Origin of the sequence: Pseudomonas salmasensis (genome assembly GCF_014268375.2) — a bacterium.
GTDB classification, from domain to species: domain Bacteria; phylum Pseudomonadota; class Gammaproteobacteria; order Pseudomonadales; family Pseudomonadaceae; genus Aquipseudomonas; species Aquipseudomonas salmasensis.
This window is the reverse complement of record NZ_CP077083.1, coordinates 5,289,634-5,312,765: the sequence shown is the minus strand read 5'-3', so window position 1 is coordinate 5,312,765 and position 23,132 is coordinate 5,289,634. Positions and strand designations below refer to the sequence as shown.

The following is a 23,132-nucleotide window of genomic DNA, read 5'->3' as shown; positions in this document are numbered from 1 at the left end:
AGATGGAGCATTCGACGTGGTCGACTGTTTAGTATCGAACCGGTGTAGACGCACCGGTTCGTCTCCTCGTTTCCTGCGCAGTGAATTTTAGGCCCCCACGGGAATTTCATAAGGTTTGAAACGCACGACTTCCTCCCCAAGCCACTCATTCACCTGCGCCATACGTGCCTGAATCGGCTCCAGTTCATTGGCCGCATAAATCTGCGCCGCTTCCCTGATCGACCCAAACCCACCCGCGTTTTGCGGCACGATGCCCATCAGCTGCGGCGGAATGCGCAAGCTCGCCAGCACATCGTCGCGGGTCTGATTTTTGATCGAGTTGAATTCGTCCTTAGCCGTTACTTCGCTGACCGGGATGATCTGCAGCCCATCCTTTTTGCCGTTCGGCGAGTACACGAACAGGTTGCGAAAGTTGCCAGGCCCCTTGGAGTCTTTCAGCGCTTTGCGCAGGGAGTCGACGTCCGCTTCGTTCTGCGCCGCATCGGTCATGTAGAGAATGAAACCGGCATGACTGCCGTTTTCGTAGTACTTGCGACGAAAAAGCGTGGCCGACTCATTCAGCAGTGCCGACTGCAAAGCGCTGATCCACTCGGGCAGGCCGTACACTTCCTGATGCAGATCCGCCTCTCGCAGATGAAAGACGGTGCCCGGTTCAAATTCGTGCTCTTCCTTCCAACCCTGAACCATGAACTGCCGGCCGTCCTTGCCCTGGCGCATGTACTTTGCCAGCGGCGGCACCAGCTCGCGCACCGGCCCTAGCATCGAACGTCGTCCTTCCAGATAACCATTGCCCAGGCAAAGAAAATCCAGCGCGAACTGTTCAAACGCCGCGCGCGACAGCAATCGGTGCGGGATAAAGGTCTTGCTCAACAGGTTGAGCTTGAACATCAAGCCCGAATGCAGATGCACGCTGGAACCCACCGACCGTGCCAGGCCATCCAACGACAGCGGCGGCTCGTACCAACGCCCGTTAAACCAGCATTCCAGATAATCGAACACCTCACGACCGCTCAGAACGGGGGATGGATCGCCGAAGCTGAACGCCTCCATCTTGCTGTCACTGCGCGGGATAAATTCCTGCGTTACCACTGTGGGAGCCTGGGCGAGGTGCTTGTTGTTTCTGCGGCGGTTCGACATCAAAAAATCTCCATCCGCCCGGTGTTGGCAGAGGTCTGCCCCTCCAGCGGTTCGTTGTGCAATGCGTGAAAGAGCGCCCACGCCAGGTCGGCGTGGCCGGTGTTGTCGTTGCGGCCGGCGGTGTACGTGAATTGGCGACCGCCTGCGGTGATGGTCTTGCGGATCGCCATCAACGATTGCGCCATGTCGGTCCAGCCGGCGTCGAACTCCAGACGGCCCCGGTGGATCACGTCGTAAGCCTTCAGCACCAGGCGGGTCTTGACCTCTGGCGAATAACTGAAGGTGGTGACGTTGGGGAAGAATTGGCGCACCAGCTGCGCCACGCCGCTGCCCAGGCCAGTGACGTCGATCCCGATGTACGTCACCCAGTAACGGTCGCAGACGGCTTTAATCAGGCTGGCCTGCGCAGCGAAGTCCATCCCGCGGAACTGGTGACGTTCCAGCACCCGGAACTTGCCGCCCGGTACCAGCGGCGGCGCGACCACCACCAGGCCGGAGCAGTCGCCAGTTTCCGCAGGGTCATAGCCCACCCACACTTGGCGATCACCGAATGGGCGCATCGCAAACGGCTTGTAGTCCTCGGCCCACTCGACCCAACTGTCGACCATGCACGCCTGCAGCACCGTCAGGGGAAAGATGCTCGCGCCGTCGTCAACGAACTCGCACATCAGTAGGTTGGCAAACGCCTCGGGACTGTACTCGCGGCGCAGCTCCTCAATGTCGAACAGGTCGCAACCGCCTTGCTCGGCGTCGAGGATGGTGACGATCTGGCGCCACAGCCGGTCTTCGCAGAACCGACCTTGCTGGAGCGCGCCGTGGGAAACATCGACCTTGGTGTGTTGCGCCGCTGGCTTGCCTTTGTTGAAGCGTTCGCCAGTCCAGAACGTATAGGCTTCGTGGGCCATGGTCGAGGGCGTCGAGAAGTAGGTTTTGCGCCACTTTTTGTGCATCGCCATGCCGGAGGCGACCTTGTTCAGCTCCTCAAATTTGAACGTCCAGAAGAACTCATCGAAGTAGAAATTACCGTGGTAGCCCTGGGCGGTGCGCGCATTCGTACCGAGAAAAAACAGCTCGGCGCCATTGGGCAAGACGATAGGGTCGCCGGTCAGCTCAACACCAATGACCTCGCGGGCAAACGCCTGAATGTATCCCCGAAACAGGTAAGCCTGGTTCTTCGAAGCCGATAAGAAGATCTGATTGCGACCCGTCTCCAGCGCATCAATGAACGCCTCGCGGGCAAAGTAGTAAGTGGCGCCGATCTGCCGGCTTTTGAGGATGACGCGAGTGCGCTGGTTTCCCGCCCGGTACCAATCCTTCTGATAGTCGAAACACCCATCGATAAACGCTTCACGCAGCAGCTCGATCTGGTCTTCGCTGATGTCGTTTTTCGGCGTCTTTTTCTTCGGCCCTTCGTTGCGCTTGGCAAGGTTGGGGTTGAGTTCGGTTTCGGTACCGCCGCCCTGAAAACGCTGAATGCGCGCCTGGCGCTCCAACTGCCGGTGCAACAGGTCAATTTCCTTGAAGTCACCGCCGCTCTTGCCTTCCTTGAGGATCAATTGCACCAGGCGCGCTTCCAGTGCGCCCCCAATCCGCTCAACGTTGTCGGCCCGGTCCCACTCGTCACGAGCCTTCCAGCTGTGTAGCGCTTTTTCCTTTTCGCCCGTAGCCTCGGCAATCTCGCAGATACGCCAACCCATCCAATAGAGGAACTTGGATTGGCGTCTGGGATCGATGGGGAGCAGTTCAGTCGTAGTCATGGCCACGATGCTGCCGCTCTGGCCTGCGACTCAGTAGCGCCGCCCCTTGTAGATCCTCCCTCTACAATCTCGTCCCGTTGCCGCAACTCGCGCGCGTCACGACCATGCCCCTCATTGCAACGCACTTAGCGCCCAACGCATTGAGGATTCCAGGCATGAAGAAATTTCGCAGTAATTGGTTCCGTGTCGCCGTCGAGGGCGCTACCTCGGACAAGCGCACCATCAAACGCAGTTGGCTGGAACAGGCGGCGAAAAACTTCAATCCCTCCACGTACGGCGCCCGAATCTGGCTGGAGCACTTCCGCAGCTTGCTGCCAGACAGCCCTTTCAAAGCCTACGGCGACGTGCTCGCGGTCAAGACCGAAGAAGTAGAAATCAACGGTCAGAAGAAGCTGGCCCTGTTTGCCCAGGTCGAGCCAACGCCCGACCTGATCGCCATGAACAAGGCCAAGCAGAAGATCTACACCTCGATTGAAATCGACGACAGCTTCTCGGATACCGGCGAGGCGTACATCGTCGGCCTGGCGGTGACCGACTCCCCAGCCAGCCTGGGCACCGACGTACTGTCTTTTTCTGCGCAGAAGCCCGAATCCAGCCCTTTCAAAGACCGCCATTACTCGGCGACGTCGATGTTCACCGAGGCAGTGGAGACCGAGCTGCAGTTTGAAGAAGTCGAAGACAAGCCCGGCCTCGGCGCCCAGCTTTTCAGCAAGGTCCAGGCGTTGCTGGGCGGCAAACAGGCAAAGGACGATGCAGAGTTCGCCCAGATCGGCCAGGCCGTTGAAGCGATTGCCGACCACGTCAAAGACCTTCCGGATCAGCTCGCCGCCGAGAAGAAATTTTCCGGCGAACTGAACACCAAGGTCGAGCAGCTCAGCAAAGACCTGGGCGAGCTGAAAACGACCCTCGGCAACACACAAGACCACTCTCAAACCCAGCGCCCACCGGTAACCGGCGGCGGCAAACAAGCCCTGGCTGAATTCTGACCTGCGGCCTCAACCGCCCAGCCCACTATCGGAGACACCCATGCGTAACGACACTCGAAAACTCTTCACTGGCTATCTCGCCCAGGTGGCACAGATCAACGGCGTGGAATCGGCCACCGCCACGTTCAGCGTGGACCCGACTATCCAGCAGCGCCTGGAAACCAAGATTCAGGAATCGAGCGAGTTCCTGACTAAAGTCAACGTCATCGGCGTCGATGAACAGGAAGGCGAAAAGGTCGGCTTAGGCGTCGGCGGCACCGTTGCCAGTCGCACCAACACCAAGGTCAAGAAGCGTGAGCCAAGCAGCATTGGCACCCTGTCCAGCGACAAGTACCGAGCTGAGCAGACCGACTTTGACACCTACGTCAGTTACAAGCAGCTCGACGCTTGGGCGAAGTTCCCGGACTTCCAGACTCGCCTGGCCGGCGCAATTGCCCAACGTCAGGCGCTCGACCGTATCCAAATCGGTTTCTACGGTACTTCGGCCGCCGAACAAACCGACCGCACCGCGCACCCGTTGCTGGAAGACGTCAACATCGGTTGGCTCCAGCAATACCGCACTCACGCGCCTGACCGCGTGCTGAAAGAAGGCGCCGTCGCCGGCAAGATCACCATCGGTAAAACCGGCGATTTCAAAAACATCGACGCCCTGGTCTATGACGCCATTCAGTTGCTCGACCCCTGGTACCGCCGTAACCCTGGTTTGGTGGTACTGACAGGCCGAGAGTTGGTGCACGACAAGTTCCTGGCCCTGGTCAACAAGGACCAAGACGCTACCAATACCCTGGCGAGCGACCTGATCATCTCGCAGCGCCGCGTCGGTGGCCTACCGCTGTACGAAGTGCCGTATATCCCTGAGGGCACCATCCTCATCACCACGTTCGCCAACCTGTCGGTGTACTGGCAGATCGGCGGACGTCGCCGCTACCTCAAGGAAGAGCCGGAGTGGAACCGTGTCAGCAACTTCGAATCGTCGAACGAAGCTTACGTGGTTGAGGAATATGGCCTGGGCTGCCTGCTGGAAAACATCACCCCAGTCGAAGAAGCCGGCAGCGAGGGTTAACCCCATGGCACTCAGCATCGCCCAAGCCCACCAGCGCCGCGCACGCGCGTCCATGGAGGCGGCAAAAACAGCACCGCAGCAATCCATGGCCGGTGCCACAGCCTACGAGCATCAGTTGAATCAGCTGCTGCAAGACCGCTTGCGCTTGAAGGCCATCCAGTCCAACGAAGGCAAGGCTGCGCTCAAGCTGCAGCTGCTGCCTGAGTACATCCCTTATGTCGAGGGCGTGCTCCAAGCTGGCAATGGCGCTCAGGACGACGTTATGACCACTGTCATGGTCTGGCGCGTCGATGTTGAGGACTACAGCGGCGCTCTGGACATCGCCGACTACGTCCTCAAGCACAAGCTGATCATGCCGGACCGCTTCGAACGCACTACCGGTTGCCTGGTGGCGGAGGAAATCGCCACCGCCGCGCTGAAAGCGCAGAAGGCCAACGGCAGTTTCGACTTAGCGATCCTGCACCGCACGGTTGAACTGACCGAGGCCGAGGACATGCCCGACCAAGCCCGCGCCAAGCTGTTCCTGGCAACTGGCCGCGCCACCTTGCACGGCATCAGCGCCGAAGAGCCTGGTCATCCTGGACAGATTCAGGCCGGTATCGACCTGCTCAAGCGCGCCATCAAGCTACACGACGGCTGCGGCGGCAAGAAAGATTTGGACGGCGCCGAACGCCTCCTGAAAAAACACGCTGCCACTGGCAGCTAACCGAGCGTCCCCACGCACCCCGCCGGCTCGGGGCGGATCGGCCAGGCCGCTCCTCCTGAACGTGAAGCCCCGACCACCGGCGACCTATTTTCGAGTGCAGTCTCATGAGCGCATTTGTTGCCAGCGGCACCGTCGCCAGCGGCCACATAAACACCGACCCGTTCTGGCCGTCGATTGATCTGGACAACCTGCGGGCCACCCTGCGCATCGACTCCAGTGTCACCCCGGCCCGCCTGGAAACCGCCGTGATCGCCGCTGCCATCAACCTCAACCGCGAACTGAGTGACTGGCGCAATGCTCAACAGGCGGCTGGCTACGCCACGCTGGCAGATGTCCCAGATGATCGGATCAAGGACGTATCTGTAAAGGCCCACCTCTACCGTCGTGCCATCGAAGCCGGTACCGGTGCCGAGGTGTGCGAGCGTTACCGAGACTACAGCGCGACCAACTCTGGTAATGCCAAGGCCGAAGAGAATGCACCCACCATCGACGACTACCGCCGCGACCTGCGCTGGGCAGTCCGTGATTTTCTCGGGAAAAACCGCACCACCGTGGAGCTGATCTGATGCCAGTCACCATCCGCGCCAATCAAAACGAGACCGTCGACGCTCTGTGCTGGCGGTATTACGGCCGAACAGCGGGCGTCACCGAAGCGGTGCTACAGGCGAACCCCGGCCTGGCTGATCACGGCCCCATCTTGCCGCACGGCCTCCCCGTCAACATGCCCGAAGCCAAAACCAGCGCGCCACAGCGCCAGATGGTGCAGCTATGGGACTAACACTGCGGCACCCAGCCCTTGTACCCACCAACCCTGGACAACGGAATGAAACGCATGCCTGACCGTCCCGACACCTGGGCCTGGCTCGCCGCCTGGCTCGAAAATAACTGGCCGACTCTTTATGCCGGACTCCTTGCTTTGGTCATCGCGGCCCTTCGGGTCATGTACGGCGGAGGAACCCTGCGCCGTATGCTGATTGAGGCCCCGCTGTGCGGCACGTTGGCCTTGTCTGTAAGCCATGGCCTAGCACTGCTGGGCATTCCGACATCTACCGCGCCGTTTTTCGGCGGGGTGATTGGGCTGCTCGGTGTCGAAGGCACCCGCGCGGCGGCCAAGAAGTTTTTCAACCGCAAGGTAGAACAGCTATGACTACCCTTCGCCACGGCTGCCGCTCGCAAGCGGTGCTGATCCTGCAAAAGAACCTCAACAAACACGGTGCCAACCTGACGCCGGACGGTGACTACGGTGACGCCACCGAAGCCGCCGTCCGTGCATACCAGGTCAAAGCTGGCCTGGTCGCCGATGGCATCGCCGGTAACAAGACCCAAACCAGCCTGGCCGGTGGTGACTGCGCCCTGTTGCTGCGTAACAACGACCTGTTAGCCGCAGCCGAACGCCTGGACGTGCCGCTGGCAAGCATCTACGCGGTCAACGAAGTGGAGTCCAAGGGCAAAGGCTTCCTCGACAACGGCAAGCCGGTGATCCTGTTCGAACGGCACGTTATGTACCGCCAGCTCGGCAAGGTTCGACACACGGGTGATGACCCCGCAGATATCAAGCGCCATGCCGACGAACTCGCCGCGACCAACCCCGCCTTGGTCAACCCGAAGGCCGGTGGCTATATCGGCGGTACCGCCGAGCATCAACGCCTGGCCATGGCCCGTCAGATCGACGACACGGCCGCACTTGAATCCGCATCCTGGGGCGCTTTCCAAATCATGGGATATCACTGGGAGCGCCTTGGCTACGCGAGCGTGCAGGCCTTCGTGGCGGCGATGAGTGCCGGCGAATCGCAACAGTTCGACGCTTTCACGCGCTTCATTGAAACCGACCCGGCGCTGCACAAGGCGCTGAAAGCCCGCAAATGGGCCGAGTTTGCTCGGCTCTACAACGGGCCGGATTACCTGCGGAATCTTTACGACACCAAGCTGCAGCGCGCCTACGAGCGGCACGCTGGCTGTGAGTGCGGACAAGGGGTGGCGGCATGATTGACTTCGAAGCAGTGAAGAAACTCCGCGTGCGGGACGGGGATCTGCTGGTGGTCCCGGAATCGACCGAACAAGACGACATGCTTCGGCTGGCCGAGTGCATCCAGCTGATGAACAACGCCAGGGCCGTGATCGTACGCGGCCCGATCAAGCAGCTCGACGCCGCAGCCATGAACAAACTCGGCTGGTACCGCGCGTGAGTCCCCTGCGCCAGGCCCTGTACGGCATTGCCCTGCTCGGTGCCCTGGCGCTGCTGATCTGGGGCCAGCAACAGCGCATCAATACCGCCGAAAGCCAAACAGACCTGGCAAAGAGTGCGGCCAAGACGGCCCGCGAAGATGCCGACCGCAATCTGGCGACCGCCACCACGCTCACCGCCACCCTGAAGCAAGAGCGCGAAAACCAGTCAACTCTGCGCGCCCAGCAGGATCAACTGCGCCAGGCCCTGGCAAAGCGCGCACGAACCATAAAGGAACTAAAACTTGAAAACGACGAACTACGCGACTGGGCTGCTCAGCCTCTGCCTGACGCTGCTCGCCGGCTGCGCGAGCGCCCCGCCCTCACCGGCGCCGCAGCTTACCGTGACTGGCTGTCCGGCCGTGGTGCCGTGCCAGCTGCCGGCGACCAGCCCGCTCAACAACGGTGACCTACTGACCGACGAAGACCGAACCGAAGCAGCCTGGGCTGACTGTGCGGCGCAAGTCGATATGGTTTACAAACACCAGCAGGCCAACCCATGAACAAAGCCGAAAGCCTGCGCGCCCACTTGTTGGCCACCGTAGCCGAATTCAAGCACGACCCTGACCGACTGCTGATCTTCATCGACAACGGCAAGGTCCGCTGCACCGCTGCCCACACCCTATCGTTTGAATACAGCTTCGACCTGCAGATCATCCTCACCGAATTCGCCGGCCACCCAGACAGCGTGTTCCTGCCCATCCTGGGCTGGCTCAGCGTCAACCAGTCCGAGTTGCTGGAGAGTCTCAACAAGGTCAACGACGGCATCCAGTTCGAAGCAGACATCCTCGATAAGGACAAAGTAGACCTCAGCATTACACTGGCGCTTACAGAGAAAGTGGTCGTCGGCAAGAATGACCAGGGCAACACCACAGTGAAGCACCCGAACGAACCACAGTATGTGGCGGGCTACCTCGATCCGAACTGGAAGCCTGGGGCCCAGGGCAACACCAGTGAATGGCTAGTGCCGGATGGCAAGTAATCTGGAGGCGCTGGAAACTTGGGCGGCGGTGCTGCTAGAACGGCTGGAGCCTGGTGCACGCAATCAACTTGCCCGGAACATTGGGCAGGAACTTCGTGGGAGTCAGCAAAAACGGGTAATCGCCCAGGAAAATCCTGATGGCACCAAATTCGCCCCACGAAAAAAACGGAATCTGCGCGGAAAACAGGGGCGTATTCGAAGGAAGCTTGCGATGTTCAAAAAGCTGCGGACAGCGAGCTATCTGAAGGTCCGAGGTGACAGCAATGCCGTAACCGTAGGCTTCACTGGGCGTATCGCCAGAATCGCTAGGGTTCACCAGTACGGGTTGAAGGATCGTGCTGAGCGAGGCGCTCCCGAGACAAGTTACGAACAGCGTGAAATTTTAGGCTTTTCCGAAGCAGATATTGCATTAATACGCGACAATCTGCTCAGTCGCTTGACCTGATGACGAAACTTCATCCAGCATACAAATGATCAGGTTGAATTTTATCTTTGTATACTTGGTGCAACGTAGTCAAATAAGCCCCACCAAAAGCAGTCAAAGTATAACCAACTTTAATATATTGCTCTTGTTTTTGCGCGCCTATATTGACAGTTCGAAAAGCCAATTCAATTTTACGTTTTAGCACTCGCTGCGCCGTCATAACATCCCCTAACGATTCTTCCAAAATGTATTCATTATGATAGCCATGCATGAAAAAATGTATATTCATAACTTGCAGCGCTATTGTGGCTTGCACTTGATCTTCAAACTGAGAATAAGTGACTTCTCGCTTTACAAGTCGGCGAAATATCCCACCAATTATTTTAGCTTTTTGCTCCTCGTCTACTCTTTCAATTATCTCTAAGAGCTCGCTTACAAAGTCATCTTCTTTTCCCTCATCGTTTAAATCTGTATAAAACTTATCCCACTCATCATCCGTAAAACTTCCTGCCGCCTCGGTAAAAATCTCAACTTTTTTCTTGAACTTACCTTCTTTATACTGGAGATAGGTTTTCACCACACCAGTCACTGTTGAGACAAAAGGTATTGCCTTGAATACCTCGCTATCAGAAGTAGCATCCACCATAGCCTCAACATACTCAGCTAGATCAAAGTCTTCCGCTTTCTTTTTGACCTTGCCAATCAACCTTTTATTTCTATCTATCATATGTACATTCCGAAAATAATTAGGCGCGAAAACTAGTTTTTCATCTGTGAACCGTTCATCTCTGAATCTAGATTGTAGTGGCGAACCTTACAAGACTAAAAGCATGCGGCTTCGCACGCGCAACGCCACCATCGGCGCCATGAACGACTTCGCCGCCCTCTCCCGCATGCTCGAAAACCTCATCCGCTTCGGCGTCATCGCCGCCGTGCAGATGGAGCCCCCGCGCGTGCAGGTAAAAACCGGAACACTGACCACCGCCTGGCTGCCATGGCTGACCCTACGCGCCGGATCTGACCGCGAGTGGGACCCACCTACCGTTGAGGAGCAGGTGATCCTATTCAGCCCATCCGGCCAGCTCGCCAATGGCGTCGTCATCACCGGCCTACCCAGCGACCACATCCCCGCCAACGGCAACCGCGCCGGCCTGCACCGTCGTACCTACTCCGACGGCACGGTGATCGAATACGACAGCGTCGCCCATCACCTCACCGCCACACTTGCCGAAGGCGGCACCACCAATCTGGTCAGCACGGGCGGCATCAAAATCGTTGGCCCAATCATCCACCAGGGCGACTACACCCAGACCGGCAACCAGAACGTCACCGGCACCGTGACCGTCACCACCGACGTGGTCGCTGCCGGCATCAGCTTGGTCAACCACCCGCACGGCGGCGTGATGCCAGGCAGCGGCAAGACGGGGAAACCAGAATGAACCGACAAACCGGCGCTGCCATCGGCACTCTGGACCACATAGCCCAAGGGATGACCGACATCCTCACCACCCGCATCGGCACCCGCGTCATGCGCCGCGAATACGGGAGCCTGCTGCCCGAACTGGTGGACCATCCGTTCAACGACGTTACCCGCCTGCGGGTTTACTCAGGGGTGGTCATGGCACTTATGCGCTGGGAGACCCGTGTAAGCCTAAGCCGCGTTCAGTTCCTCGGTGCCACCCTGCAAGGCCGGTCGGTGTTGGAGCTGGAGGGCAGCGTTGTCGATACGAATGAGCCGTTCAGCATGAGTCTGCCTTTGCAATTGGGGGGCAGTGTATGAACACGTTTGCCGCCATCGACCTCAGCTTGTTACCCGCTCCACAGATCGTTGAGCAGATCGATTACGAGCAGATCCTTGCCGAGCGCAAGGCTTACGCCATCAGCCTTTGGCCGGTAGAAGAGCAAGCCGAAATTGCCGCCCGCCTTGAAATGGAGTCAGAACCGCTGACCAAGCTGATTGAGGAGAATACCTACCGCGAAACCATCTGGCGGCAGCGGGTCAACGAAGCGGCTACCGCTAACCTGCTCGCCCTTGCCAAGGGCAGCGACCTGGACAACTTGGCGGCGAACTACAACGTCAAGCGCCTGGTGACTCAAGTCGGTAACCCCACGGCGATGCCGCCCATCCCTGAACTGATGGAAACTGACGATAGCCTACGCGAACGCGCGCAGATGGCCTGGGAGGGTCTCAGCACCGCCGGCCCGCAAAACAGCTACATCTTTCATGCCCGTGCAGCGGATGGCCGCGTTGCCGACGCCACGGCAGAGAGCCCTTCACCAGCGGTCATCGTGGTGACAGTGCAAGGCATGCAAGCCGACGGCACGGCTGAGCCGGATTTGTTGGCAGTGGTCAACCGGTACCTCAGCGGCGAAGACCGCCGCCCCGTGGCGGATCGACTCACGGTTCAGGCCGCGCAAATTCTGCGTTACCAGGTCAACGCCAAGCTCCATTTGCTTACCAGCGGCCCGGAAACCGAGCCTGCCCGGATCGCTGCCGAGCAGCGCTTGCACGCCTACGTGCATCAACGCCGACGACTGGGCATGGAAGTTTCAGAATCCGCAATCCATGCCGCGCTTCATGTCGAAGGTGTACGCAAGGTAGAGCTGGTGAACTGGTCCGATATCGCCGCCACGCCCTACCAGGCGCCGTACTGCTCTGATATCCAAATAGCGGTTGTGGCTCAGTGATGGGCGCCCAACACCTACTTCCGGGCAACTCGACGCCACTGGAGCGCCAAGCCGCTGTGGCGTTGGCACAGATCCAACGGGTACCTATCCCGCTGCGCCTGCTGTGGAACCCTGACCTGTGCCCTTTGCCTCTCCTTCCCTACCTGGCCTGGTCGTTTTCAGTCGATCGCTGGGACAGTGCCTGGTCAGAACCCACCAAGCGTGCGGCAGTCCGTGCCGCGTACTACATCCACTCGCGCAAAGGCACGGTCGGCGCACTGCGGCGGGTGGTAGAGCCACTGGGCTACCTCATCGAGATTATCGAGTGGTGGCAGGAAGTGCCGGAGGGCGTACCGGGTACGTTCAAGCTCAAGGTCGGCGTGCTGGACACCGGCATCACCGAAGAGATGTACCAGGAACTCACCTTCCTGATCGACGACGCCAAGCCCCGCAGCCGTCACCTCACCGGCCTGGCAATCAGCCTGGCAACCACCGGCATCTTTTACATCGGCGCCTGCGTCAACGAAGGCGATGAACTCAGCGTTTACCCACCGACCCAACGCGATATCGAGGTCAGCGGCTATCTGCGCCTGGGTGGCCGCGAACACCACATTGACACGATGGACATCCTCCCATGATCGACCAGAACAGCCAGTTTCAAGCCATCCTCACCGCTGTCGGCGAAGCCAAGCAGGCGAACGCGGACGCCCTGGGCATTCCATGGACCTTCTCGCAGATGGCTGTGGGAGATGCCAACGATACAAACCCTTTTCCTGACCGCCTGCAAACCAAGCTGATTAACGAGCGCCGCCGCGCCCCGCTTAACCAGCTCAAACCGGACCCGAAAAACCCTGGCGTTATTATTGCCGAACAAGTTATCCCGGAGAGCGTTGGCGGCTTCTGGATTCGGGAAATTGGTCTGTACGATCAAGACGGTGACCTGGTAGCAGTCGCCAACTGTGCGCCAACGTATAAGCCTCTCATGTCCCAAGGCTCCGGTCGGACGCAGATCATTCGGATGAACTTGATCGTCTCCAGCCTGGCAAACATCGTGTTGAAGATTGACCCATCGGTGGTATTGGCAACGCGGCAGTATGTAGATGAAAGAACCTACACCTACGTGCCCGTGCAGCAAGGTGGCGGTATCAGGCAAACACCATCAGTCGCCAATAAAATTTTCATTGGCTATTCAGCGTCGGGAGACGGGCGTTTGCGCGCCACTGTCGATGGTACCGACTTGGGTGATATCGCCTTCACACCACATTTACAGGCGCTGCTTGATCAGATTTTGGACAAGGTTCCAGCGAACCTGAACACCCTGAAAAAGCTTGCCCTGGCTGTGGGCAACGATCCGGAGTATGCGCAGAACGTCAACAAAGCGCTGGCAGGCTTGCAGGCGAAACTGGGCTTTAACCCGGTGCAGCAAGGCGGAGGCATCAAACAAACCGCCACGACTGCAAACAAGGTGTTCATCGGTTATTCGGGAGACGGCGATGGGCGTTTGCGCGCCACTGTTGATAACACCGACCTGGGAGCATTTGCATTCACCTCCAACTTGCAGGCGCTGCTTGACCAGATCCTGGACAACACCCCGGCTAACCTCAACACCTTGAGAAAGCTTGCGCTGGCCGTCGGCAACGATCCGGAATATGCGCAGAACGTCAACAAGGTGCTGGCAAAAAAGGCTGACAGCGCAACCTCCCTTGATGGATACGGTATTGCAATAGCGACCCAACTGGAGGCTGAGGCAGGAGTAGAAAACAGCAAGCCGGCGACCATGCTCCGAGTCGCGCAATACGTCGCCAAAGTGCTGACTGGCTTCCAGGCAAAGCTGGGGTTTGCCCCCGTTCAGCAAGGCGGCGGCATCGGGCAGACCGATGGCGATAAGAACAAAATCTTTCTAGGGTTCGGCACCAACAGCCGTCTGAAGGTAACGGTCGATAACACGGACCTGGGCAATGTCATTTTTGATAAGCAAAAAGCCCAGGAAGCTGAGCCAGGCATCATCCAGCTCGCTACCATCGCCGAAGTTCAGCAAGGTTCCAGCACTCTGGCTGCGGTTACTCCAAAGAATTTACGAATGGGCTTTTTTATGAGCCTCAGCGCGAACGGCTATATCGTTTTCCCCACGTGGATGGGCAGTTTTATGTTCCAGTGGGGGCGATTCTCGCTGGCCGCAAATACAGCCGCTCAAACCGCCGTTACCTACCCGATTCCTTTTGGTACGGTGCTTCATGCGTGGACGGGGGTGGATGGTGCAGCCAATGACCAAATCGGCACGCAAGACCGGACCACCCTTGGCATGACAGTAAGCAAGGGCTCGTCTGATACAGCCCCACGCAACGGCACATGGTTCGCAATTGGAGGTGCATTCTAATGGCAGACAAATACGCGACGTTCAAGCCCGATGGAACATTGCATCTTCGGTTGATCAAAGGGCTTTATAAAATCCCCAAAGATGCTGTGCCAGTAGAGGACGAACTCTGGCTACGACTGATCAATGAAACCGACTGCATTTGGCGACGGGTAGACGGCACCATTGTCAAAGAGCCGTTGCCCATCGTCGAGCCACCGCCCCCAACCCGCGAGGAAGTCGAAGCCCTGCGCCTACGCGCCTACGCCGACCCACTGGTCGGCTCCGACCGCTATTTCGCCGAAGCCCAACGCATGCAAGTCATGAACGAGCCTGGCTGGGAGGCTATCCGCGCGGACGGCGTGAAGCGCTTTGAAGAGATCCAGCAACAATTCCCCTGGACCGAATCCGCACCTGTAACGCCCTGACCTACAAGCGCCGCCGCTCGCCCATTCGGCGCGCGCGCGGCAGCCTGTGCACTGTCATTCCATCACAGCGCAGGCAACCACCCATGGCCGGTTCAGACTATCTCCACGGCGTGCGGGTCATCGAACTCAACGACGGCACCCGCCCCATTCGCACCATCCCCACCGCAGTCATCGGCCTGGTTTGCACGGCTGAAGACGCAGACCCACTCATGTTCCCCCAGGACACGCCCGTCCTGCTTACCGGCGTTCAAGCGGCCATCGGCAAAGCCGGTGTCAAGGGCACCCTGGCGACCAGCCTGAAAGCCATCGGCGACCAGACCAAGCCCTACGTCATCGTAGTACGGGTTAAGGAAGGTGCCGACGAAGCCACCACCACCAGCGCCTTGATCGGCACCACCACCGCCGAGGGCAAATACACCGGCATGAAAGCGCTGCTCGCCGCCAAGGCCCGCGTGGGCATGACGCCGCGTATTCTCGGTGTGCCAGGTCTCGACAGTTTGCCGGTGGCCACCGCCCTGGTATCGATTGCCCAGGACTTGCGCGCCTTCGCCTACGTCAACGCATGGGACTGCAAAACCAAGGAAGAGGTAGTCGCCTACCGCGAGAACTTCGGTGCCCGCGAAGTGATGGCGATCTGGCCTGACTTCCAAAACTGGGACACCGTCACCAGCAAGACGGTCACCTCCTCGGCCGTGGCGCGCGCCCTGGGCTTACGAGCGAAGATCGATCAGGAAATCGGCTGGCATAAGACCATCTCCAACGTCGCCGTCAACGGCGTCACCGGTATCAGCGCCGACGTGTTCTGGGATTTGCAGAACCCGGCCACCGACGCCAACTACCTCAATAGCAACGAGGTCACCACCCTGATCAATGAGGGCGGTTTCCGCTTCTGGGGCAGCCGCACCTGCAGCGACGATCCGTTGTTTGCCTTCGAAAACTACACCCGTACCGCGCAGATCCTCGCCGACACCATGGCCGAGGCGCATATGTGGGCCGTGGACAAACCCATGCATGCCTCCCTGGTGCGGGACATCATCGAAGGCATCAACGCTAAGTTTCGCGAGCTGATCGCCCAGGGCTATCTGATCGGCGGCAGTTGCTGGTTTCCTGAAGACATCAACGACAAAGACACCCTCAAGGCCGACAAGCTGACGATCGATTACGACTACACGCCTGTGCCGCCGATGGAAGACCTCACCCTGCGACAGCGCTTCACCGACCGCTACCTGATGACCTTCGCCAGCCAGATCAACGGCTAAACCGGGGCGCCCCGCGAGGGGCGTTCACCCGCTGCCAAATACCCGGAGAACCCCGCCATGGCTATGCCACGCAAACTCAAGAACCTGATGCTATTCAACGACGCCAACATCTACAGGGGCGTGGTCAAGTCCGTCACCCTGCCCGCCCTGGGCCGCAAGATGGAAGCCTATCGCGGCGGGGGCATGAACGGCCCGGTCAAAGCCGACCTGGGCTTTTCCGATGACGGTATCCAGTTCGAATGGAAGACCGGTGGCCTGGACCTGATCAGTCTCAAGCAATTCGGCATGGTCAACGCCTCGGGCGTTGCCCTGCGTTTCACTGGTGCCTATCAACAGGACGACACGGAAGAAATCAGCGCCGTGGAAATCGTTGTGCGTGGTCGTCACGAAACCATTGAAATGGGTGACGCACAGCCAGGCGAAGACACCGAGCATTCGATGACTACCACCTGCACCTATTACAAGTTGACCGTCGACAACGAAGAAATCATCGAAATCGATCTGCTCAATTTCATCGAGAAAGTAGGCGGCGTCGACCTGCTGGAGAAACAGCGCAACGCCTTGGGCATCTGAGCCCTCATCCGTCACTTAACACGCCACCTCAACAGGAGCTTTACCCATGAAAACCGCAGCTACCGAACAACCCGACGTGCAACCGCTGGCCGACGACAATACTGTCGTCCTCGACACGCCGATCCGCCGTGGCACCACTACCATCGACAGCATCACTTTGCGCAAACCCAACTCGGGTGAACTGCGCGGCGTGAGCCTATCCGAGCTGCTGCAATTGGACGTCAACAGTTTGATCAAGGTGTTACCGCGCCTCAGCACGCCGAGCCTTACCAGCATTGAGGTCACCTCCATGGACCCGGCCGACCTGGTTGCCCTGAGCCTGAAGATCACCGGTTTTTTGCTACAGAAATCGGCGAAGACGGATGCATCCCTCGTTGCGTAGAGGAAGCCATGGCCGATCTGGCCGTGGTATTTCACTGGGCACCGGCTGACATGGATCAGTTGGGCCTGCAAGAACTGATGGACTGGCGCGAACGTGCCAGGGTACGGAGTTCCACCGATGGCGAATGATCTACGGTTACAGGTGGTCCTGAACGCCATCGACAAAGCCACCCGCCCGCTGAAGCAAATCAACAACGGCAGCTTGGAGACCGCCCGCGCACTCAAGGCTGCCCGCGACCGCCTGAAGGAACTCAACACCCAGCAAAAAGACGTCAGCGCCTGGAGGGCTCAACGCGCCGCGTCTGAACTGACGAGCACTGCCCTTACTGCTGCCCGCGAAAAAGTCAAAGCCCTTAGCCAGCAGTTCGCCGCAACCGGCGCGCCGACCAAGGCGATGACGCGGGAGTTTCAAGCGGCGGTGCGCGAGGCCACAAAGCTCAAGCAGCAGCACCAGCAACAGAGCGTGCAGTTGCAGGGCCTACGTTCAAAACTCTACGACGCCGGGATAAGCACCAAAAATCTGGGCACCCACGAGCGCCAGCTGCGCGAGCAGATGAGCGCCGCCAACGCCAGTATCACCGAACAAACCAAACGCCTCACGGCCCTCAGCGCCCGACAGAAACGCATGGCGGAAACCCGTGGTGCTTACGATAAGGGCAAACAGTTTGCTGGCAACGCGGCAGTAGCCGGCGGTTCCAGCCTGGGCGTGGCCTACGCCGCCAGCCGCCCTGTAATCGGCGTAGTCAAGGAATACGTCGACTTCGAAACCGCCATGATGGGCGTCGCCAAGCAGGTCGACGGCGCGCGGGACAACAACGGCAAGCTGACCGCCACCTACTACGAGTTTGCGGATGCGATCAAAGCGGCCAGTAACCAAATGCCCATTGCCACCACCGAGTTCGCTGCACTAGTTGAAGCCCAAGCCCGGGCCGGTATCCAGGGCAAGGAAAACCTGCTGACAATGGCGAAGGTGTCGGCTACCGCCGCCGTGGCCTTCGACCTGCCGGCGGAACAAGTCGGCGAAGACATGGGCCGAATCGCCGGCCTTTACAAGGTGCCGATCAAGAACATCTCCGCACTGGGTGACGCGCTCAACTACCTGGACGACAACACCCGTTCCAAGGGCGGCGACATCATCGAAACGCTGACCCGCATGAGCGACGTAGCCGACAAGCTCGACTACCGCAAAGCGGCGGCGTTGGGCAGCACCTTTCTGTCCCTCGGCTCCGCACCAGAAGTTGCCGCGAGCGCTTCCAGGGCAATGGTTCGCGAACTATCCATTGCCACCATGCAGAGCAAGAAGTTTCAGGAGGGCATGGCGATGGTCGGCCTTGACTCAAAATCCGTTCAAAGCGGCATGAGCAAGGACGCCATGGGCACGTTGATGGGTGTCCTCAACCGCATCAAAAAATTGTCGCCTGAACAACAGACAGAGGTGTCGACGCGAATTTTCGGCAAAGAGTTCGGCAAAGACGCGGGCAAGCTGGTCAACAACCTCGACGAGCTGAAGCGTCAACTCGACCTGGTGAACGACGCAGCAGCCAATGGTTCAATGCAACGCGAGATGGATATCCGCGCCGACGCGATCGAAGGTCGCTGGCAGGTGCTGCAAAACAAACTGTTCAACACCAAAAGCGGCGCAGGTGAGTCCGTGCGGGCCACGATGGTCGAAGTCATGGACGCCGTCGGCGGTGTGCTGGACAAGATCAATGGATGGGTCAAAGCCAACCCCACGCTGACTGCGACCCTGTTGAAAATCGTAGCCAGTGTGGTGGTGTTGTCAGCCGTTTTCGGCGGGCTCGCCCTCACACTTGCCGGCATCCTCGGGCCGTTCCTGTTCTTGAGGTTCAGCCTGGCCATGTTCGGCCTGCGCCTGCCTGGCATCATCGGCATCTTCAAGGTGTTCGGCACGGTGCTGCGAACACTCGGGGGCATTCTCATCGGCCCGCTTGTGACCGCGCTTCGCACCGTCAGCATTGCGCTGTGGGGGCTCTCGGCCAACCCGATTGTGCTGGTCATTGCCGCCGTTGTTGCGGCATTGGCGGGTGGCGCCTACCTGATCTACAAAAACTGGGACGCGGTGAAGAACTACTTCGCCAACGCCTGGACCGAAATCAAAGCAGGCTTCGATGGCGGGATCGTCAGCATCATTAATACCCTCGCCAACTTCAGCCCCATCGGCCTGATTTACCAGGCCTTCGCTGGCGTGTTGAGCTACCTGGGCATAGACCTACCCAACCGCTTTACTGAGTTCGGCAACATGATCGTCAACGGCCTGGTCAGCGGGCTCTTGGCGGGGCTTGGCAGCGTCAAGACCGCCATCAGCTCAATCGGCGATGCCAGCATCGGGTGGTTCAAGGAAAAGCTCGGCATCCATAGCCCATCGCGTGTGTTCGCCGAGCTGGGCGGCTTCACCATGGCAGGACTCACACAGGGCCTGGAAGGCGGACAGAAAGGCCCACTGACCGCACTGACCAGCATGACTAAACAACTCACCGCCGCCAGTACTCTGGCCCTGGGCGCCACTGCCATGCCTGCGTTTGCCGTGGACACTACACCCCCCATCAGCAGCGCGCCTCCTTCCATGCTCCAGGACAGCCACGACACATACGAATTCACCATCACAGCCGGGCCTGGCACCGATCTGCAAAGCCTGGAAAAGACCGTGCTCGCCCTGATGGCCCGCATCGAAAACGAAAAAAAGGCGCGTCAGCGCAGCAAACTTTCTGATCTGGAATAACCACTATGATGATGGCCCTCGGCATGTTCGTGTTCAGCCTCAGAACCGCCGCTTATCAGGAACTGCAACGCCAAACCGATTGGCGCCACGCCAGCAACAACCGCATCGGCGCCGCTCCCGCACGGCAGTTCGTCGGGCGTGGCGAGGACTCCATCACCCTCCCCGGCATCATCCTCCCCGAGCTGGCCGGCAGCGCCCTCAGTCTCGACGCCCTGCGCTTAATGGCAAACACCGGCAAGGCTTGGCCGATGGTTGAAGGCAGCGGCAGGATCTACGGCCTGTGGGTGATCGAAAGTTTGAGTGAGAACAAGACCATCTTTTTCAGCGACGGTACGCCACGGCGCATTGAGTTCACCCTTACGCTCAAACGTACCGATGACGACCGCATCGACCTGCTCGGCGCCCCTACCAGCACCGGGCTCAACATTCTGCGGGGGCTGCTGTGATAGAGGCCGCGCTGTCCAAAGTCACCGGTTACCTCGTGGATACGGCGGAACGCTTCGTCCGGGATGCCGCCTATCCTGTTCCGGCCTTCCGTCTCACGGTGGACGGCAACGATATCGCCATGAAAGTCAGTCCGCGGCTGATGAGCTTGGATCTAACCGACAACCGTGGCGTCGAGGCCGACCAGCTCACGATCACATTGAGTGACCATGACGGCCTGCTGTCGATTCCGCCAAAGGGCGCAGTACTTCGCTTGTGGTTGGGCTGGAGCGACACCGGACTGGTGGACAAGGGCACCTACACCGTCGACGAGACAGAGCACAGCGGCGCGCCGGATGTACTCAGCATCCGCGCTCGATCAGCAGACCTGCGCAAAGGGCTGAAGACCAAGCGCGAGCGCAGCTGGAGCAACACTACTCTGGGCAAAGTCATCGGCGATATCGCCATGGGAAACAGCCTCACCTCGACCGTGGCTGGCGCGCTCGGTGCGTTGCCGATCCTGCAGCTTGACCAAGCCAACGAATCGGACGCCAACCTGATCACGCGCCTGGGCGAAGAATTCGATGCGGTGGCCAGCGTGAAGGCTGGGTGTTTGCTGTGCATCCCTGCAGGCGGCGGCAAGACCGCCAGTGGGCTTCCCCTGCCCCACATTACCCTCACACGCGCCGACGGCGATCAGCACCGCTACCTGCAGGCGGATCGCGACAGCTACGACGGTGTGCGCGCCTATTTCTACGATGTGCACAGCGCCAGGAAACAGGAAGCCATTGCCGGCGGTGGCGAGAACCTGAAGGATCTACGCCACACGTACAGCGATCAGCAGTCAGCACTCAGGGCTGCAAGAGCCGAATTTCGACGCCTGCAGCGCGGCAGTGCCACGCTCAGCTACACGCTTGCGATGGGCCGGCCGGATCTGATTCCAGAACTGACCTACACGCTCCAGGGCGTTAAGGCTGAGATCGACGAGATCATTTGGTATGGTGGGAATGTGCAGCACAACCTGAGTGCGGACGGAGGCTATACCGTCAGCCTGGAGCTGGAGAGCAAACTGCCCGAAGACAACGTAGAAGACCTGGCGGAAGAGAACAAGGGCGATTACACGGGGATCATCGCGTACTATCGCGACAAGAAGACCGGGAAGGAAAAGACGATTACGGCAGGAGATCAGACAAAACCGAGGCGGTTGAGGTGGTTGTATGCCAGCGAGAAGACGGCCAAACGTGCTGTGGATCGAGAATGGAAGAAACAGTCAGACCCTACCTAAAGAAGCTTAAGTCAATCAGAGCTCGATATTAATTTGTAAACACGCTTAACAATCATAAGAACCGTCAATAGGAGATTTACTGAAAAGAAAATAGATAGAGAAATCAGGGCGACCTTGTAGTCAAAATCAAAGCTCTTACCAAAAGCATAGATAGGACTATAACTATCCTTCAACAAATACGACAATATCCCTGTAACAATTGAAAACAACGAAATCAAAATTGCGTAAGAAATACTGGATAGCAACTGACTCAAAAGCTGTGCATGAAGAGAATAATGACTATATAAAGCGCAATCTTGACTTACCACTGGCGCGTCATTCATTAGATCTGATAATGAGGTCGCTTCAAAATTTGGCGCCTTTGTTCTATTTGTATCAATAGCCGCAATTTTTTCTTTCACGCGTTTATTCTGGTCATAGACCAGAACCAACAGATTCAAAAGTAGACCTGCAAAAATTGATGAAACTGACATTAATAAGTTAATCAAGCCTGACTTATCAGAAATCCCAAACCAATAGAAAAGCCCAGCAAGCAAAAACGGAGTTATTATAAATATAAAAAAATCAGACCAGTCTATCTTATCATCCGCATCATAAATAGCGGCACGCAAATGCTTGCGCACAATAAAACCGACTTTGATTTTTTTACTCATTTTGAAACCTTTTCAACGAATTCCTTCATCAACACACTAGCATAATCATGCAAACTTTTCTTCTCTGGAGCACCATCTGTAATAATCACATTATCTTCAGTTATCTCAATTGCCGCAATAGGATCGCTCATTTTCAATGAGACAATTTTTTTACGACCGTTTGACTCAATAACTGCTCGCACATCTGTCGAAATTTTGCTCAGTATTTCAACGGGGCTATCTCCACCATCCGCAGGTTTGGATTGGAGAAATGTGTAGGAACCGAAACCGCTACCACGCTTAGGTTTTATCACGAACTCGGTGCGATGAACTTCGAGTTGATCCGCCAAATCACCAGCGTTATCTATGTCGTAATTCGCAAGCCTTATTTCTTTTACGCTGGAGTTTTCTAGCCATTCCTTGACTGTTTTCTCATGAGAGAGAGGAGATATTCTGACCTTTAGATCTATTTGGCGCTTAAAATACTCATTAAATTTTTCATCAAAAAATGATTTTATACCCCTATTCCCTGCACTATGTAAAAGCGCCACTGCGGTTTTACTATTTGAAGGCACGCAGAAATTAAAATAAAAGAATCTAACGTCGGAATCTTCGTGACTCTTATCGTAGGTCTTGGCTTTAGCCTTTACACTGTAGATTGCCCCCGGAATCCCATACTCACCATACTCCACCCATCCAAAGACATTTCGCCCCTTCCGAGTCAACTCAATGACCCGAAATGTCTTTTTTAATTCAGTGTCGTCGTGAACGTTATGAGACAACGCTTTAAGAAAGGCCTCAATAAAGTCGAGAAGATCTTTAGAGCGAACTCTATCTAAAACATGATACCTCTCTAAAAGCTCTCCAGGAAGATATTTATCAAAAATCTTAATCGAGTATGGGCGAAACGAATGCATAAAAATCCCTTCTTAAAGTTATTAAATTACGGCACGACTACAACCAACAATTCAAACGCACTCGAATGAAGCAAAACACCCTACCCAAAAACAACCCAGGCAGTAAACGCAGCTCCTCAACATAGGATCTAATCGATGTCAACATTGTCGTTGCTTAGAGTGTATCTGTTGGGAAATTTCGAAAGTAAGAGCTAGC

The 23,132-nt window shown here is 57.6% G+C and carries 29 protein-coding genes and 1 pseudogene; 25 read left to right on the top strand and 5 right to left on the bottom strand.

The features are described 5' to 3' along the window. Positions 1 to 87: 87 nt before the first annotated feature. Entirely contained in the window at positions 88 to 1,137 is a 1,050-nt protein-coding gene (locus HU731_RS23935; RefSeq protein ID WP_186605982.1) for a phage portal protein, read from the bottom strand. Next, on the bottom strand, positions 1,137 to 2,894 hold the full coding sequence (locus HU731_RS23930) for a terminase ATPase subunit family protein (RefSeq protein ID WP_186605980.1): 1,758 nt from the start codon (positions 2,892 to 2,894) through the stop codon (positions 1,137 to 1,139). The genes HU731_RS23935 and HU731_RS23930 overlap by 1 nt, the downstream gene beginning before the upstream one ends. Positions 2,895 to 3,049: 155 nt before the next feature. On the opposite strand from HU731_RS23930, the gene HU731_RS23925 reads away from it, so the two are divergent. From HU731_RS23925 to HU731_RS23875, 12 genes and pseudogenes are all read left to right on the top strand, one after another. Further along, complete coding sequence (locus HU731_RS23925; RefSeq protein ID WP_186605978.1) at positions 3,050 to 3,880, top strand: GPO family capsid scaffolding protein; 831 nt, start codon at positions 3,050 to 3,052, stop codon at positions 3,878 to 3,880. Positions 3,881 to 3,920: 40 nt separating this feature from the next. After that, on the top strand, positions 3,921 to 4,943 hold the full coding sequence (locus HU731_RS23920; protein WP_186605976.1) for a phage major capsid protein, P2 family: 1,023 nt from the start codon (positions 3,921 to 3,923) through the stop codon (positions 4,941 to 4,943). A gap of 4 nt (positions 4,944 to 4,947) precedes the next feature. Then, the gene (locus HU731_RS23915; RefSeq protein ID WP_186605974.1) at positions 4,948 to 5,649 is read left to right on the top strand and encodes a phage terminase small subunit; all 702 of its coding nucleotides are present in this window, start codon (positions 4,948 to 4,950) and stop codon (positions 5,647 to 5,649) included. 104 nt (positions 5,650 to 5,753) lie between these two features. Beyond that, on the top strand, positions 5,754 to 6,215 hold the full coding sequence (locus HU731_RS23910) for a head completion/stabilization protein (protein ID WP_186605972.1): 462 nt from the start codon (positions 5,754 to 5,756) through the stop codon (positions 6,213 to 6,215). After that, the gene (locus tag HU731_RS23905; RefSeq protein WP_186605970.1) at positions 6,215 to 6,427 is read left to right on the top strand and encodes a tail protein X; all 213 of its coding nucleotides are present in this window, start codon (positions 6,215 to 6,217) and stop codon (positions 6,425 to 6,427) included. The genes HU731_RS23910 and HU731_RS23905 overlap by 1 nt, the downstream gene beginning before the upstream one ends. A gap of 45 nt (positions 6,428 to 6,472) precedes the next feature. Further along, positions 6,473 to 6,796, top strand: coding sequence for a phage holin, lambda family (locus HU731_RS23900; protein ID WP_186605968.1), 324 nt, complete (start codon positions 6,473 to 6,475; stop codon positions 6,794 to 6,796). After that, entirely contained in the window at positions 6,793 to 7,635 is an 843-nt protein-coding gene (locus HU731_RS23895) for an N-acetylmuramidase domain-containing protein (RefSeq protein WP_186605966.1), read from the top strand. The genes HU731_RS23900 and HU731_RS23895 overlap by 4 nt, the downstream gene beginning before the upstream one ends. Next, positions 7,632 to 7,835, top strand: a complete 204-nt coding sequence (locus tag HU731_RS23890) for a hypothetical protein (protein ID WP_060549137.1) — start codon at positions 7,632 to 7,634, stop codon at positions 7,833 to 7,835. Before HU731_RS23895 ends, HU731_RS23890 begins: the two co-directional genes overlap by 4 nt. Continuing rightward, positions 7,832 to 8,197, top strand: a pseudogene (locus HU731_RS28635) (Rz-like lysis system protein LysB); the annotation flags it as partial. The gene HU731_RS23890 and the pseudogene HU731_RS28635, both read left to right, overlap by 4 nt. After that, positions 8,118 to 8,375 (top strand): Rz1-like lysis system protein LysC, encoded by a 258-nt coding sequence (lysC, locus tag HU731_RS23885; protein ID WP_217894822.1) that lies wholly within the window; start codon positions 8,118 to 8,120, stop codon positions 8,373 to 8,375. The pseudogene HU731_RS28635 and the gene lysC, both read left to right, overlap by 80 nt. Continuing rightward, positions 8,372 to 8,854: a phage tail protein gene (locus HU731_RS23880; RefSeq protein WP_186605954.1), complete on the top strand. Its 483-nt coding sequence runs from the start codon at positions 8,372 to 8,374 to the stop codon at positions 8,852 to 8,854. Before lysC ends, HU731_RS23880 begins: the two co-directional genes overlap by 4 nt. Beyond that, complete coding sequence (locus HU731_RS23875; protein WP_186605952.1) at positions 8,844 to 9,299, top strand: phage virion morphogenesis protein; 456 nt, start codon at positions 8,844 to 8,846, stop codon at positions 9,297 to 9,299. The genes HU731_RS23880 and HU731_RS23875 overlap by 11 nt, the downstream gene beginning before the upstream one ends. Positions 9,300 to 9,309: 10 nt before the next feature. Here the strand turns inward: HU731_RS23875 and HU731_RS23870 are convergent, their stop codons facing one another. After that, positions 9,310 to 10,005 carry a hypothetical protein gene (locus HU731_RS23870; RefSeq protein ID WP_186605950.1) on the bottom strand — a complete coding sequence of 232 codons (696 nt, stop codon included), beginning with the start codon at positions 10,003 to 10,005 and terminating at the stop codon, positions 9,310 to 9,312. Between the two features lie 139 nt (positions 10,006 to 10,144). Here HU731_RS23870 and HU731_RS23865 point away from each other — a divergent pair, with 139 nt between their 5' ends. From HU731_RS23865 to HU731_RS23805, 13 genes are all read left to right on the top strand, one after another. Further along, entirely contained in the window at positions 10,145 to 10,717 is a 573-nt protein-coding gene (locus HU731_RS23865) for a phage baseplate assembly protein V (RefSeq protein ID WP_186606186.1), read from the top strand. Next, positions 10,714 to 11,058 (top strand): GPW/gp25 family protein, encoded by a 345-nt coding sequence (locus tag HU731_RS23860; RefSeq protein WP_186605941.1) that lies wholly within the window; start codon positions 10,714 to 10,716, stop codon positions 11,056 to 11,058. The genes HU731_RS23865 and HU731_RS23860 overlap by 4 nt, the downstream gene beginning before the upstream one ends. Beyond that, a complete protein-coding gene (locus tag HU731_RS23855; RefSeq protein ID WP_186605939.1) occupies positions 11,055 to 11,966 on the top strand; it encodes a baseplate J/gp47 family protein in 912 nt (303 codons plus the stop codon). The genes HU731_RS23860 and HU731_RS23855 overlap by 4 nt, the downstream gene beginning before the upstream one ends. Beyond that, on the top strand, positions 11,966 to 12,583 hold the full coding sequence (locus HU731_RS23850) for a phage tail protein I (RefSeq protein ID WP_186605937.1): 618 nt from the start codon (positions 11,966 to 11,968) through the stop codon (positions 12,581 to 12,583). The genes HU731_RS23855 and HU731_RS23850 overlap by 1 nt, the downstream gene beginning before the upstream one ends. Further along, positions 12,580 to 14,322: a phage tail protein gene (locus tag HU731_RS28630; RefSeq protein ID WP_225931518.1), complete on the top strand. Its 1,743-nt coding sequence runs from the start codon at positions 12,580 to 12,582 to the stop codon at positions 14,320 to 14,322. Before HU731_RS23850 ends, HU731_RS28630 begins: the two co-directional genes overlap by 4 nt. Next, complete coding sequence (locus tag HU731_RS23840; protein WP_186605935.1) at positions 14,322 to 14,726, top strand: hypothetical protein; 405 nt, start codon at positions 14,322 to 14,324, stop codon at positions 14,724 to 14,726. Before HU731_RS28630 ends, HU731_RS23840 begins: the two co-directional genes overlap by 1 nt. Before the next feature lie 83 nt (positions 14,727 to 14,809). Further along, positions 14,810 to 15,985 (top strand): phage tail sheath protein, encoded by a 1,176-nt coding sequence (locus tag HU731_RS23835; protein WP_186605933.1) that lies wholly within the window; start codon positions 14,810 to 14,812, stop codon positions 15,983 to 15,985. A gap of 57 nt (positions 15,986 to 16,042) precedes the next feature. Next, positions 16,043 to 16,558: a phage major tail tube protein gene (locus HU731_RS23830; RefSeq protein ID WP_186605931.1), complete on the top strand. Its 516-nt coding sequence runs from the start codon at positions 16,043 to 16,045 to the stop codon at positions 16,556 to 16,558. 46 nt (positions 16,559 to 16,604) lie between these two features. Then, entirely contained in the window at positions 16,605 to 16,940 is a 336-nt protein-coding gene (locus HU731_RS23825) for a phage tail assembly protein (protein WP_186605929.1), read from the top strand. 8 nt (positions 16,941 to 16,948) lie between these two features. Beyond that, positions 16,949 to 17,068, top strand: a complete 120-nt coding sequence (locus HU731_RS23820) for a GpE family phage tail protein (RefSeq protein ID WP_041752072.1) — start codon at positions 16,949 to 16,951, stop codon at positions 17,066 to 17,068. Beyond that, on the top strand, positions 17,058 to 19,679 hold the full coding sequence (locus HU731_RS23815) for a phage tail tape measure protein (protein ID WP_186605927.1): 2,622 nt from the start codon (positions 17,058 to 17,060) through the stop codon (positions 19,677 to 19,679). Before HU731_RS23820 ends, HU731_RS23815 begins: the two co-directional genes overlap by 11 nt. Before the next feature lie 5 nt (positions 19,680 to 19,684). Further along, positions 19,685 to 20,125 (top strand): phage tail protein, encoded by a 441-nt coding sequence (locus HU731_RS23810; protein ID WP_186605925.1) that lies wholly within the window; start codon positions 19,685 to 19,687, stop codon positions 20,123 to 20,125. Beyond that, a complete protein-coding gene (locus HU731_RS23805) occupies positions 20,122 to 21,387 on the top strand; it encodes a phage late control D family tail protein (RefSeq protein ID WP_186605923.1) in 1,266 nt (421 codons plus the stop codon). Before HU731_RS23810 ends, HU731_RS23805 begins: the two co-directional genes overlap by 4 nt. Positions 21,388 to 21,398: 11 nt before the next feature. Here HU731_RS23805 and HU731_RS23800 read toward each other — a convergent pair whose 3' ends face one another. Both HU731_RS23800 and HU731_RS23795 read right to left on the bottom strand, forming a co-directional pair. Next, entirely contained in the window at positions 21,399 to 22,040 is a 642-nt protein-coding gene (locus HU731_RS23800) for a hypothetical protein (protein WP_186605921.1), read from the bottom strand. Then, a complete protein-coding gene (locus HU731_RS23795; RefSeq protein ID WP_186605919.1) occupies positions 22,037 to 22,936 on the bottom strand; it encodes a hypothetical protein in 900 nt (299 codons plus the stop codon). The genes HU731_RS23800 and HU731_RS23795 overlap by 4 nt, the downstream gene beginning before the upstream one ends. Positions 22,937 to 23,132: the final 196 nt, after the last annotated feature.